11 protein-coding genes are annotated in these 13,466 nt (G+C 41.9%); 5 read left to right on the top strand and 6 right to left on the bottom strand.

The window, feature by feature from the left end:
• Positions 1-3: 3 nt before the first annotated feature.
• Positions 4-1,086: a glycosyltransferase family 4 protein gene (locus AC2VOY_RS07910; protein WP_491830779.1), complete on the bottom strand. Its 1,083-nt coding sequence runs from the start codon at positions 1,084-1,086 to the stop codon at positions 4-6.
• A 496-nt stretch (positions 1,087-1,582) separates the two neighbouring features.
• On the opposite strand from AC2VOY_RS07910, the gene waaF reads away from it, so the two are divergent.
• A complete protein-coding gene (waaF, locus tag AC2VOY_RS07905) occupies positions 1,583-2,662 on the top strand; it encodes a lipopolysaccharide heptosyltransferase II (protein ID WP_491830778.1) in 1,080 nt (359 codons plus the stop codon).
• Between the two features lie 42 nt (positions 2,663-2,704).
• On the top strand, positions 2,705-4,042 hold the full coding sequence (waaA, locus tag AC2VOY_RS07900; RefSeq protein ID WP_491830777.1) for a lipid IV(A) 3-deoxy-D-manno-octulosonic acid transferase: 1,338 nt from the start codon (positions 2,705-2,707) through the stop codon (positions 4,040-4,042).
• Here waaA and AC2VOY_RS07895 read toward each other — a convergent pair.
• The gene (locus AC2VOY_RS07895) at positions 4,019-4,771 is read right to left on the bottom strand and encodes a 3-deoxy-D-manno-octulosonic acid kinase (protein WP_491830776.1); all 753 of its coding nucleotides are present in this window, start codon (positions 4,769-4,771) and stop codon (positions 4,019-4,021) included. The genes waaA and AC2VOY_RS07895 overlap by 24 nt on opposite strands.
• 106 nt (positions 4,772-4,877) lie before the next feature.
• Here AC2VOY_RS07895 and AC2VOY_RS07890 point away from each other — a divergent pair, with 106 nt between their 5' ends.
• Positions 4,878-5,981: a glycosyltransferase family 9 protein gene (locus AC2VOY_RS07890; protein WP_491833051.1), complete on the top strand. Its 1,104-nt coding sequence runs from the start codon at positions 4,878-4,880 to the stop codon at positions 5,979-5,981.
• Positions 5,978-6,760, top strand: a complete 783-nt coding sequence (locus AC2VOY_RS07885) for a glycosyltransferase family 2 protein (protein ID WP_491830775.1) — start codon at positions 5,978-5,980, stop codon at positions 6,758-6,760. The genes AC2VOY_RS07890 and AC2VOY_RS07885 overlap by 4 nt, the downstream gene beginning before the upstream one ends.
• 114 nt (positions 6,761-6,874) lie before the next feature.
• Here AC2VOY_RS07885 and AC2VOY_RS07880 read toward each other — a convergent pair whose 3' ends face one another.
• From AC2VOY_RS07880 to rph, 3 genes are all read right to left on the bottom strand, one after another.
• The gene (locus AC2VOY_RS07880; protein WP_491830774.1) at positions 6,875-8,077 is read right to left on the bottom strand and encodes an aromatic amino acid transport family protein; all 1,203 of its coding nucleotides are present in this window, start codon (positions 8,075-8,077) and stop codon (positions 6,875-6,877) included.
• A 215-nt stretch (positions 8,078-8,292) separates the two neighbouring features.
• On the bottom strand, positions 8,293-8,934 hold the full coding sequence (gene pyrE / locus AC2VOY_RS07875) for an orotate phosphoribosyltransferase (RefSeq protein WP_491830772.1): 642 nt from the start codon (positions 8,932-8,934) through the stop codon (positions 8,293-8,295).
• Positions 8,935-9,154: 220 nt separating this feature from the next.
• Complete coding sequence (gene rph / locus AC2VOY_RS07870) at positions 9,155-9,883, bottom strand: ribonuclease PH (RefSeq protein WP_491830771.1); 729 nt, start codon at positions 9,881-9,883, stop codon at positions 9,155-9,157.
• 147 nt (positions 9,884-10,030) lie between these two features.
• On the opposite strand from rph, the gene AC2VOY_RS07865 reads away from it, so the two are divergent.
• A complete protein-coding gene (locus tag AC2VOY_RS07865) occupies positions 10,031-10,897 on the top strand; it encodes a YicC/YloC family endoribonuclease (protein WP_491830770.1) in 867 nt (288 codons plus the stop codon).
• A gap of 115 nt (positions 10,898-11,012) precedes the next feature.
• Here the strand turns inward: AC2VOY_RS07865 and AC2VOY_RS07860 are convergent, their stop codons facing one another.
• Positions 11,013-13,454: a DUF2357 domain-containing protein gene (locus AC2VOY_RS07860; protein WP_491830769.1), complete on the bottom strand. Its 2,442-nt coding sequence runs from the start codon at positions 13,452-13,454 to the stop codon at positions 11,013-11,015.
• Positions 13,455-13,466 lie beyond the last annotated feature (12 nt).

Here is a 13,466-nt window from a genome sequence, read left to right as displayed (position 1 = left end):
AATTTAAACCTTGTTTGCTAAAAGTTGATTAAAAAATTCCAGATGTTTTTTAACTGTGACTTGCGAACTAAAATGCTGATCGAGTCGCTCTTGTGCTGCGGCGCCCATCTCAACACAAGCTTGTTTATTGGTTGCAAGCTTATTAATGGCTTGAGCTAAAGCCTTAGAATCTTTTACCGGCACAATATAACCAGTTTTTCCATCTTCCACTAACTCAGGCGAACCACCTGTGGTCGTGACAATTGATGGGGTTGCATTGGCCATCGCTTCAATAATTGTACGCGGCAAACCTTCACCGCTAATCGACGGCTGAACTTGAATATCTGCCATGCACATTAAATTTGGCACATCTTGCCTGTGGCCAATAAAGTGAATGCGATCAGCCATTGGGCTTTGCTTCATTTCATCAAAATGCGGCTCAAAACCATGCCCAGCTAAAACTAAATGAACATCTGGATTTTCAATCAGATGAGTCGCTTCAAGCAAAATTGAAATACCTTTGCTTGGGCGAACGTGCGCTGCGCAAAATAAGATGATATCCGAGTCTTTCAAATCAAGCTCTTCACGCGGTGTTGGCTCAACTTGATACCAATCGACATTTTGACCTTTATATATGGTCACCGTGGTATCTTTATTTTTCAGCAGTACAGGCAGCAGACTTTGACGAACGGCCTCAGAAACACACACTATGCCATCGATTCTTGGATGCAGCATGGTGAGATAAGCACTTGGATCATGGCGATATATTCCGCCAGTCGTGCCGCGATAAGCAATAAGTTTGACATCTAAACCAATACACGCAAAGGCTGCATTCGGAATTGTTTTTGAATTAAAGGCATAACAGATGTCATAACCATTTTTAAGTTCGCTACGAATACGTTTAATCGTATCCATACAAATCTTACTTTTTGGATAGCAATCTATCACTTTGATGCCGGACTCTTTAAGGCGCGGAACATAACTTGACTCACCTTGAGTCATAATCGTAATTTCATGACCAAGACGCGCAAGCTCAACAAAAATTTCAGCTTCAGGGCGAATACTATTCCAAGCATGAAGGTAGGATGCACAGACTAAAATTTTCATAACGACCTTAAAAATAAACAAATAAAGCCTTATTTTACCTATAATTGCTAGGTGTGCAAAGGAAAACCCCGAAACAAATATCACAGAGATGATACAGATTTGATTTATTTTAAATTTATATAAAACCAATAGAAACATAAGCGCGATTAATATCAAATCAACAAGCCGATAGATGCATAAAAGTTGAAATTTTCAAGGCGAATTTCTAAGAAAAACCATATAAACACCCACCTTTTGCACCCTGAAACAAAACACTATAAAAATTAATGGTTAATAGCATGTTAATTTTCACTTTCAATATGGTTTCTAGTCGATTCCATGCTATTATGAGATCAATAACACGTTTTTGATTAATATTTTTTACTCGCTTTTAATGGCATGACTAAAGGCCGCATATGTCAAAGTAATGATGTATTAATACTGACGACTTTTAACACGGGTTAACAGATTTTAGCCCTCTATTTACTTAGTTTCATGGACGAACCAAGTGCAGATTATGAATAAAATTTTAATCATAGGCCCATCTTGGGTTGGCGATATGGTGATGTCGCAATGCCTTTACAAAGCATTAAAAGCGCAAATGCCCAATGCTAGCATAGATGTCATGGCACCAGCTTGGTGTAAGCCAGTATTGGAGCGCATGCCTGAAGTCAATCAAGCAATTGAAATGCCACTCGGCCACGGTGAATTTAATCTCTTTGCTCGTAGAAATTTAGGTTTATCCTTAAAAGATAAAGGCTATGATTGCGCTTATATCTTACCTAACTCAGCAAAATCTGCTCTTATTCCTATCTTTGCAAATATCCCAAAACGTGTTGGTTGGCGTGGTGAAATGCGCTTTGGTTTATTGACCGATGTTCGCAATAATAAGAAAAAATTCCAATATATGGCAGAGCGTTATGTCGCGCTTGCCCACCCAAAAACTAAGGCGTTAAATGCACAGATGCTAGGCGGCCTTGAAAATTTGCCTAAGCCAAGTTTACGCGTGGATGAAATCGCACAGCGTGCAAGCCTAAAAGAACATGGCCTCAATAAAGATAGACCTATCGTTGGCTTATGCCCTGGCGCTGAGTTTGGTCCAGCCAAACAATGGCCGGCTATCCATTACGCACGCGTTGCGACTGAGATGATTAACCGCGGTGAGCAAGTTTGGATTTTTGGCTCACAAAACGACACCAGTATCGCGCAAAAAATCATTAATTATATTGATGAAGATAAACAAGTATATGTAGCCAATCTAACCGGCCGCACTAGCCTGATTGAAGCTGTTGATTTACTCGCATGTTGCCATACAGTTGTCAGCAATGACTCAGGATTAATGCATATTGCCGCCTCTGTTGGCAGCGCAGTCATCGGCATTTATGGTTCAACGTCTCCTGACTACACACCGCCACTTGCAGACACAGTTGAAATTCTTCATACAGATATTGCATGCCGCCCTTGCTTTAGACGCACTTGTCCTTATACTCACATGAACTGCATGACGCTGCTAATGCCAGACCAAGTTTTCTCGGCCATGAAGCGCATCGCACGAAAACGCGAAGAAAATGTTATTCCTTTGCATCAAGTTGGTTAGTGCTTTTATTTAAGAAAGCTTTTGAGTTAAAGTTGGGCTGAAATGTTATTACGCTTTTTTTATTCCTTACTTCTTTTTGTCGCAGCGCCTTTTTTACTCATTGGTTTATATAAGAAAAAACCCGGCAAGCCGAGTGTTGGCAAGCGTTGGAAAGAGCATTTTGGCAAAACCCCTGCGCTTACTTTTCCCAAAGAAATCACCACAAACACAAGCCTCAGTGCGCCAGTTTGGCTGCATTCTGTTTCTGTTGGTGAAACCATTTCTATTACGCCGTTAGTTAAAAAGCTACGTCAGCAATATCCAAACACGCCGATTGTTCTCACGACGACGACGCCTACAGGCGCCAAACAAGCTGAAAAACTAACTCGTGATCCTTTAGTTGTACATCGCTATATGCCACTTGATTTTAAGTTTGCAGTACGTGGGTTTATTAAGAAAATCAAACCACAGCAACTACTTATCATGGAAACTGAGCTCTGGCCAAACACCATTCACCATGTGGCGAAAGCTGGGATCCCGATTCGCGTGATCAATGCTCGCTTATCTGAGCGTTCTAAGCAAAAATATCAAAAAATTCTGCCTATTTTTCATTGGCTAACCGAAGGCTTAACCCAAGTTTTATGCCAATATCAAGCGGATGCCGATCGTTTTATTGAACTTGGTTTAGATGAATCAAAAGTGGCTACAACAGGCAGCTTGAAGTTTGAAATTGAAATTGATGCCAGTCTCAAAGCGCAAGGGAATATATTGCGCCAAGATTTGGGCTGCTCGCGACCGGTATGGATTGCAGCAAGTACTCACGAAGGCGAAGATGAACTGCTTTTACGCGCTCATCAAAAACTCTTACGTCATGATCCAGATGCGCTGCTGATTTTAGTGCCGCGCCACCCTGAACGTTTTGACGATGTTTATGGTAAGATTTTATCGCATAATTTAAGTGCGACTCGTCGAACGCAACCTGCTAAATATAAAGTAGATTCAGAGGATTACGATCCTAAAGCGCCACAAATTGCGACCCAAGTTTATCTTGCTGATACCATGGGTGAAATGCCTTTGTTGATTCAAGCGGCAGATATTTGCTTTATGGGCGGAAGTTTAATTGGTGATAAAGTTGGTGGGCATAATTTGCTTGAGCCTGCCGCACTCGCAAAACCGCTACTTACTGGCCCTAGTTATTATAACTTTGTGGATATCACAAAAATGCTTAAAGCGGCGAATGCTGTGCAAATTGTGGAAGAGCCAATTGAGATTGCCGAAGCCTTGATTGCCCTTTTTCATGATAAACAAGAAATGAAACGAGCAGGTGACGCAGCGCTAAAAGTTGTTGAAGAAAATCAAGGTGCGATTGAACGAACTTTAGAGATAATAACCGTCGAGTAAAGCTTGCCAGTCACTTGATTCTTGCCATTTGATTTGACGCTTGTTCACTTCTTTTACGAATGAGCGTTTTAACCTTGCTAAGTTTTTCGCTTGCCACGGGCTAGGTTTATTTTGCTCCTGCTCAAAATGGCACTTATCAAAATCAATGATCCACACCTTTCCAGACTCATCCAATAAAATATTATGAATATTTAAATCCGTGTGATTGACATAGGCATCATGCAATTTGCGTACTTCTTTACCTATATTCACATAAGCATCTTTTGATAAAGTATCTTCTTGCAAGATAGCGACTAAATCGCGTGCATTAGGTATTTTTTGCGTCAGGATATCCGCTTGATAACAAAAGTTTAGCTTTTTAGCTTGGGCTGCTATCGGCCTTGGTACATTCACTCCGGCCTTGGCTAAATGAGTCAACAAATTAAACTCTTGCAGGCTTCTGGTTTGCTCCCAAGACGTAAAAAGGTAATGATCTTTAACGATTTTTCCGAATAACCCACCACGTCGATAATGACGCAGCGCTGCATGTTTAAGCTCGCTTTGTTGCGCATCTTGCTTCATTGCACGAGCAAGATCAACAAACCAAGTTGTGCCACGACCTTGCGCACTACCGACAACAGCATCGATATTTTCCCAATAATCAATTTCAAAACATTGTTTAGCCACTTCCTCTGAGATCAGCTCAGAATCAAAGCAAAGTTGGTGTTTTTTCATGATTATTGTCTTCATAGGAGTTCATCAGAGTTAAGGGGTTTTAGTTATTATACCCAAAATCGACGAACTTGAGTATAATTCAAAACATTGCCATTTAGAGAGCTAAGTTATGCCAACCCAGATGCCACTTTTTAATCATGCACCTCAGTCGATTTGTTTTTTACGCCTTTCCGCAATTGGTGATGTTTGCCATGCGGTTGCGAGCATCCAAGCCGTTCAGCGCCACTGGCCTGAAACTAAAATTACTTGGATTATCAGCAAGATAGAAGCCAGCATGTTAGAAGGTATCGAAGGCATTGAATTGATTGTGTTTGATAAGAAGCAAGGCAAAGCAGCTTATCAAGACGTCTGGCAACAACTTAAAGGACGTCAGTTTGATGCCTTGGTTCACATGCAGCTAGCGCTTCGAGCAAGTTTGCTCACTCTCGGCATCAAAGCGCGTTATAAAGTTGGTTTTCATAAATCTCGCGCGAAAGAAGGCCAATGGCTTTTCACCAATAAAAAAATTCACGATACAACGTCAGTGCATGTGCTTGATAGCTTTTTAAGCTTCGCTGAATATCTTGGCGTGCCCAAACAAGCGCCACACTGGCAGATGCCCATTCCCGAATCTGCATTTGAATGGGTAACTCAAACCTTACCCGATGACGCGCCAATGCTAGTCATCAGCCCTGCCGCAAGTAAAGATGAGCGCAACTGGCTCACCGAACGCTACGCGCAGCTTGCGCACTACGCTTTAAATAAAGGCTATCAAGTTGTACTTTGCGGCTCGCCAAGTGAGCGCGAGATTAAACTTGCCGACGCTATTTTAGGATCACTTAACACTTTATCGGAAAATGAAACCTCTGAGAATAAAACTAAGCAAGCGCTTAAAGTTCACAATCTCGTTGGAAAAACAAATTTAAAACAGCTACTTGCTCTATTGAAACGTGCAGATATTGTTCTTGCCCCAGATTCAGGCCCTGCGCATATGGCAACTACTCAAGGCACACCTGTGATTGGTTTATATGCGCATAGTAACCCAAAGCGTACAGGCCCTTATAACAGCATGGAATACGTTGCCAATGCTTACGATCAACTTGTCTTAGCTCAACATGGTAAAACCGCAGAGCAACTGCCTTGGGCGACACGCGTCAAAGGAGAGGTAATGGATACTATTAGCATCCAAGAAGTGATAGATATATTCGATATCCTTGATCAAAAACGTTTGGGAAAGAATAAATGAGTCAAAGCAAACCTAGCATCGGCGTCTTGATGATCACCAAAAATGCCGAGCAATACCTTGAAGCCGCTTTAAATTCTGTCTCGAGTTGGGTCGATGAAATCGTCATCTTAGACTCAGGCAGCAGCGATCAAACCTTAACCATTGCGCAAAATTTTAATGCCAAAATTTATCATCAAGATTGGCTTGGCTTTGGCCCACAACGCATTGCTGCGCAAGAGAAAATGAGCACTGATTGGGTGTTTGCGCTCGATAGTGATGAAATGGTTTCAGAGCAACTAAAAGCTTCAATTTTAGAAGCGATAGCAAAAGACGCAGAGCACAAGACTTGTTATCAAGTTAACCGTCTCTCGCGCGCTTTTGGTCAATATATTCGCCATAGTGGCTGGTATCCAGATAAAATCACTCGTCTTTATCCAAGAAAGCTGACTCAATATAATGATGCGTTAGTGCATGAATCTGTGGTGGTTCCGAAAGGCATTAAAACCGAGCTTTTAGATGGTGATTTACTCCATGAGACCGTCAGCTCTATCCCGCAACATGTACTTAAAACTCAGCAATATATGCAGGCTTGGGCGGATCAAAGGGAAGGTAAGAAAAAGTCCTCTTTGCTTGGCGCTATTGGTCATGGGATTGCACGATTTATTAAGATGTATTTACTAAAGAAAGGCTTTTTGGATGGCAAGCGTGGCTTATTGCTCGCGATTTTAAGCGCACAAACCACCTTTACGCGTTACGCTGATTTATGGCTTCGAGAAGAAATGAAAAAATCGCAAAAATAAAACTCAAGCCTGGATATAAAAAAGCGAAGCAACTAGAAACTCCAGTGCTTCGCTTTTATCTTTATAGCGGCTCAAATTTATTGGTCTTGCAGCAAGGCAACAAGATGACGAGAGTTAGCCGATAGCAGGCAATGCACCCGCTGCAATTAACAACTGAACTACAATGATGACCACACCACAAATTAGCGCAAGCATTAAGCCTAGCTTACCGCCACGTACTTGATAATGCTCAGCCGTCGCTTCTTTACGCACTTTTAGCACCATAGCCACGGGCAATAGAATCGCTAGCACGGCCAATGCGATAGCCGCAAAACCAAGCGCCATGATAAAGCCTTGAGGGTAGAAAATTGCGAAGCCTAGCGGTGGTAGGAAAGTCACTAAAGCGACCATAGCGCGATCTGATAACTTGTTATTTTTCTTAGAAATATCACCTAAAAATTCAAACAAACCTAGACTCACACCCAAAAATGAGGTCACTAGGGCTAAATCAGCAAACACAGAAACAATTTGCGCGATACCATTATTGTCAATTTTTGCGCCCATCACATCAACTAAGCCTTTAACATCACTTGCTTGTGATAAATCCGCTTGGTTGACAATCCCAAGGCTTGCTAGTTGCCATAAGATATAAACAACTAATGGTAATAAAGATCCCCAAAACAGCACTTTACGTAGCGATTTAACATCTAAATCTAGGTAGCGGACAACCGCTGGGATACTGCCGTGAAAACCAAAAGAAGTGAAGATAACAGGCAGCGCTGCAATGATAAGCGTGCTGCTAAGTGGCGTCGCTTCAAGGTTTACAATCTCAACATTTGGCGTCAAGAAGAAAAGCAAAGCAGCGAGAGCAATCAATTTACAGGTAAAAAGTACGCGGTTTACTTTATCTACCGAGCCTGTCCCAAAGGTCACAATCGCGGCAATAATTAAAGTAAAGATCAAGGTGCCAATACTTGCATTCACATCCAAGTTAAACCAAGTTTGTAATTTGGCATTAAATTGCGGGCCACCACCTGCGATGTAAGCGGCGCATAGTGCATAAAAAAGGAACAGCATCGCAAAGGTTGCGACTAACTTGCCTTTTTCACCTAAAAACTGTTTAGCAAGCGTGTGCAAGGTTGCGCTCGGATCAGCATGTTGATGCACTTCAAGCATTAATAATGCGGTATAGGCCATAAGTAACCACATACCAAGCATGATGACAAGTGAGGTGACAAAACCTAGCCCGGCAGATGCAATCGGCAATGCAAGCATCCCTGCCCCTATGGTGGTGCCGGCAATGATCAAGGTACTTCCTAAAACTTTTGATCGACTCATATATCCTACTTAAAAATGAAAAAACTCAAACCGTTTGAGCTAAAGTGTAAAGTTATTCTTACCCTAACACTTTTTTCGTAAAAATCGAGCCTACAAAAACAACAAAAAGTAGCATTAGAGGCAAAAAACACCGCTAAACTGCTACTTTTTAATGTGTATATAATTATTTACACTTTTTTAAGTGAAGTTTACAACTTATTCAGATGCTCACTGGATTAGATACCAAACTCAGCGCGATAAGCTTTTACTGACTCAAGCTGCTCTGGGTTATCGCCTTTCTCTTCTAAATAAGTGATAAGGTCAGTTAAGCCAATGATAGAAATCACTGCACAACCAAAATCACGTTCAACTTCTTGAATGGCTGAAAGCTCGCCTTTGCCTTTTTCTTGGCGATCGATTGCAACCAGTACACCAGCAAGATCAGCGCCATTGGCTTGGATGATTTGCATGGATTCACGAATCGCCGTTCCTGCTGTGATCACATCGTCCACCAGCATGATGCAGCCTTCAAGAGGACTACCAACAAGGTTGCCACCTTCGCCGTGATCTTTGGCTTCTTTGCGGTTAAAGCAATATGGCGTATCCACATCATGACTATCAGCTAAAGCAACTGCGGTTGTGGTAGCAATTGGAATACCTTTGTAAGCAGGGCCAAACAATACATCATATGAAATGCCTGAATCAACAAGGGCTTGCGCGTAAAAGCGGCCTAAGCGGGCTAAATCACGGCCGGTATTAAATAAACCAGCATTAAAGAAGTAAGGGCTTTTACGACCGGATTTTAAAGTGAATTCACCAAACTTTAGGACTTCTTTTTCTAAAGCAAATTCAATAAATTCACGTTGGTATTGTTTCATTTCTGCCTCTTTAGTTTTCAATTCTAGTGAGCCCTAGACTCAATCTTCCTTGTATAGCCAAAATAGTTGAAGTTACAGTAAGGCAACAAGCGATGAGACCCGATGAGCATATTGTAATATGTGATTCGGGCGAAGCAGCGCAGTTAACACAGCTGTAGCTTCAAATATGAAGGGTATACGAATAAAAAAATAGCCCCTAAATTTAGGAGCCATAACATAACTATTCGCTTAATGCCGCCTTCTGAGCTGCGACAATATCGCCAATGCCCTTTTCAGCCAGATCAAGCAACTGATTAAGCTCTGCACGCGAGAAAGTTTCGCCCTCTGCCGTGCCTTGTACTTCAATCATTGCGCCTTCTTCTGTCATCACCACGTTCATGTCGGTATCGGCTGCGCTATCTTCAACATATTCAAGATCGCAAATTGCAGTACCATTTAAAATACCAACCGAAACAGCAGCGACATGGCCTTTAAGTGGGTTCTTTTTCAGCTTACCGCTATCAAGTAAACCTTGAATTGCATCATGCAGCGCAACACTTGCACCTGAGATAGAAGCAGTACGTGTGCCGCCATCTGCTTGAATCACATCACAATCAACGGTGATCATGATCTCGCCAAGCACTTTTAGATCAACAACTGCGCGCAGGCTACGTGCGATCAAGCGTTGGATTTCCATCGTACGGCCGCCTTGCTTACCCGATGCAGCTTCACGGCGGTTACGCGTATGAGTGGCGCGTGGCAACATGCCATATTCAGCCGTTACCCAACCTTTGCCTTGGCCTTTTAACCAACCAGGAACTTTTTCTTCAACGCTAGCGTTACATAAAACCTTAGTATTGCCGAACTCAACTAATACAGAACCTTCTGCATAGTTTGTATACTGACGCGTAATTTTAATTGGGCGAACCGCATCAAGTGCGCGATCATTTGGACGAGTAGTTGAAGTCATCTTGGCTCCTAGGCTTTGATTGAGATTAACTCAGATAAATTGCGCAAAATTATAGATGAAATAAGCTGCGATGCCTAGGGTTTTAATGATCGCCAATAGCTAACATGTTAAGATGAGCCTAATTTTATTCAATATAGAGATTGAAACATGATTTATAGTATGACTGGCTATGCACGCCAAGAAATCAAAAAAGATTGGGGCAATGCGGTATGGGAAATTCGCAGTGTAAACCAACGTTATTTAGAGACTTATTTCCGTATGCCGGAGCAATTCCGAGGCCTAGAAGCAAAGCTGCGTGAGCGTTTTAAAAAATCCCTCGCGCGCGGTAAGGTTGAATGTAACCTTCGCTTTGAAGCTAACACGGCGGCAAGCAATGCACTGAACATGAATGAAGATCTCGCTAAACAAGTGATTGCTTCGGCAAAACAAATCATGACTTTAAGTGGTGATGAATCTCGTATCAACCCATTTCAAGTGATGCAATGGCCGGGCGTTATGGAAGCACCTGAGCAAGATATGGATGCGATTAATCAAGATGTCCTTGCTGGATTTGAAGAAGCCCTTAGTGCATTTATTGAAGCGCGTGCCAATGAAGGTGAAAACATGAAGGCGCTGATCGATACGCGTCTTGATGCTATTACGGATGAAGTTGTGAAAGTTCGCGCGCGTATGCCTGAGATTTTAGACTGGCAACGTGAGCGTCTATTTACTAAGTTTGAAGATGCAAAAGTTGAACTTGACCCATCTCGCGTTGAGCAAGAGCTTATTTTATTAGCGCAAAAATCAGATGTCGCGGAAGAGCTTGATCGTTTAGATTCACACGTGAAAGAAGCCAAAGCAATCTTGAAAAAAGGTGGCGCATGTGGCCGTCGCTTGGACTTTATGATGCAAGAGTTTAACCGTGAATCAAACACCTTAGCTTCAAAATCTATCAGTACTGACATCACGGCATCTGGCGTTGAGCTGAAAGTTTTGATTGAGCAGATGCGTGAGCAGATCCAGAACATTGAATAAGGTTTAACTAGAAATGACTAGAAAATCCTATCTCGGCTTATTTTTATAGGCTGATAAACAATCGGATTTCTAGTCATTTCATTTTGTTATCACTGCAAGACTAATCTTCCTCGATTCAACAAATCGCTTCTTCATAAACAACGTCTAAATTAACAAACACTAACGTACTCTCTAAATGCCCTAAAGTGGTCAATTTCATTGAATTTCGCATTGGCCTGTGCGGAACATTGGTAACAGGCTCTTGTAGTGTAAGAGGCTTACCTAGCTCAAATAGATAATAGAGATCCTTACTTGTTGACTGCATGCCGGATTGCTCCTGCGTGATTAAGTCACGAGGTAATAACTGCACATGCTTAACCGGCCAGATTTTATCTATCTGCTTGGTTGCAGGCTGCATAGCTGATGTTGTAGCCAAAGCTAAATAACGAATTTCTTCCACAACATGTTGCTTAAATTTATCCAAAAAAGTTGCTTGAGGCATGTGATAATATTGCGCACTACCATCTTCAAACTTATCAAAATAACTTGAATTTCGCCCTTGCCTGCCACCAAGCGCTGCCGTCATGGTGAGATCAGGATACAAAACTTGATGCATAGCGCCATAAGGGATTCGCGCAGACTCTTGCACATAAAGCCTTTCTGCCATGCTATCAGGTGAGTTATTAGTGCTATTATTCTTCCCGATTTGTGACTCAAGAAAATCTAATAACCATTGATGTCCACAAAAGCCACTTTGGCTCTGACTTGGAAGCAAAGCAAAGGCGCCAATTCCAATCTCATCAATTGCCTCTGCATACGGATTCGGCTGGTTCTCTTGATCAAAATAACCAGGATATAAAGCAAAGGCTCCAAATACAGGGCGGCTTTTCTTCGCAGCTTGACCATTGCTAGGCTTTGATAAACGGATAAGGGCATCACGATAGCGATGCATCTGGTTAATCGCATCATTTGGTACATAATCGGTCTTTTCAATATCTTCACTCGTATCATCAAAGCGGCTTTTATCTGTTTTGATTCGATACTTGGCATCAAAAAGCCAAATAAACGGCTTATCTTCTAATGTGTCTGGACTTGGATTTTTAGGCAATGTCACTTCCAATACAATATCCGGTATATGTTTAACTATATACGACCGTATTAAATCGTCCTTTTTGAATACAGGCTCGTGCATTAGCCTTGCAGTAATGCCATCGCTACGTTTAAAATGAAACGCGTCTCTCAAACCATCTTCTTTAAAACTGTACTCAAAAAAATTATTTAGTTTTAACTCTGCCGCACCATTTTCCACTAATTCAAAGCCAAGATCCTGCTCTAAAATCTGCTTTAAACATAAAAAACACCAGATTTCATAAATTTCAGCGACTGACTTCATCGAAATAGTCGACTGATTGCCAAATACATCTAGATAAAACTTCAACTCTTGCCAGACCTTATATACTGAGCTATATCCAGTTTTTTGCTGTAACACTAACGACTCGCGGTTTAACCCTGTGTATGTACCAACCTCTTTTAAAAAACTCTGACCTAACACTTTTTGCAGCGGTTGTTGCCAACTATGTAGCTCATTTAAAAATGAATCCGACAACCGTTGCCGCTCTGGCGCTTGGTTACTTTGTCTAAGCTTTTGTTCAAACTCCACTAATTGCCGTTTGCTTTTACTCACCGCCATTTTGATAAAGCGATTTTCTGGGGTATCCACACTCAATTGTTTTTTTTCAACCGCATAGCGCTTATCGTACTGGCCATTAGCAAAGTCTTGCTTGACTTGCTCCGCTAACTTATGCGGCAAACGGCCTTTTAATTTGGCCGCTTTGATATTGGCAACAGTCGGTTGCAAACGGTTATGCGGAGCGGCACAAATCACTTTTAAGCCTTGTTCAAAGCGGTCCCTTAACGCGGCAAAATTAGCCAACCACATGAGTGGAAAATGCCCACGTTGCTGGCTAGTCGCTACGTCTTGTTCAGTTTTTGCTACCAAACTAAAGCGCCAAAGGGGGTAAACCTTATCAATTGCTTGGTACATGGCGGGCAAGTCTTGGTGCAGTGCCATTTTGGTTGGCAGCACTTCAAAGGCTATGTGCTGAGTCTGTGTTTTGCCATTAAGCTCAAACGTGAGTGGCAAACGCAACCAACCCACATCATTACCGGTATTAATGATGCCGGTTAAACGTGCATTTAAGCAGTCTTCACTGGGATTAAATATAAATGCATCACAAATAGTCTTAGAGCGGTGATTTAAGCTCGCCCATTGTACTTTTTTAAGAAAAATCCACTCTACTTGATACAGTGTGTTCTCAAAAAAAATAGGGAAGTCTAAATTGACCTGTTCTGTGTGGTTAAGGTCCTCTACTGCATTCAAAAATGAGCATGAACCATCGACAAAACCTCGTGGTTGCTCGCTAAGTTTTATTGCAGGAGCAACTCTTACAAAAACATTAGAATGAGTAAATTGGCGAATAACTAACGTTTTATTTAAGGTTCGGCTTCGGTCTTCAATCGATGCTGCTTTGACGGTAAATAAAAATTCGTCTGTTTTTAGCCTTAATAATTCTGGCATGCGCTCACCCTC

Source organism: Vibrio sp. KMM 9700, assembly GCF_058545285.1.
This window is presented reverse-complemented; position numbering and strand designations above follow the sequence as displayed.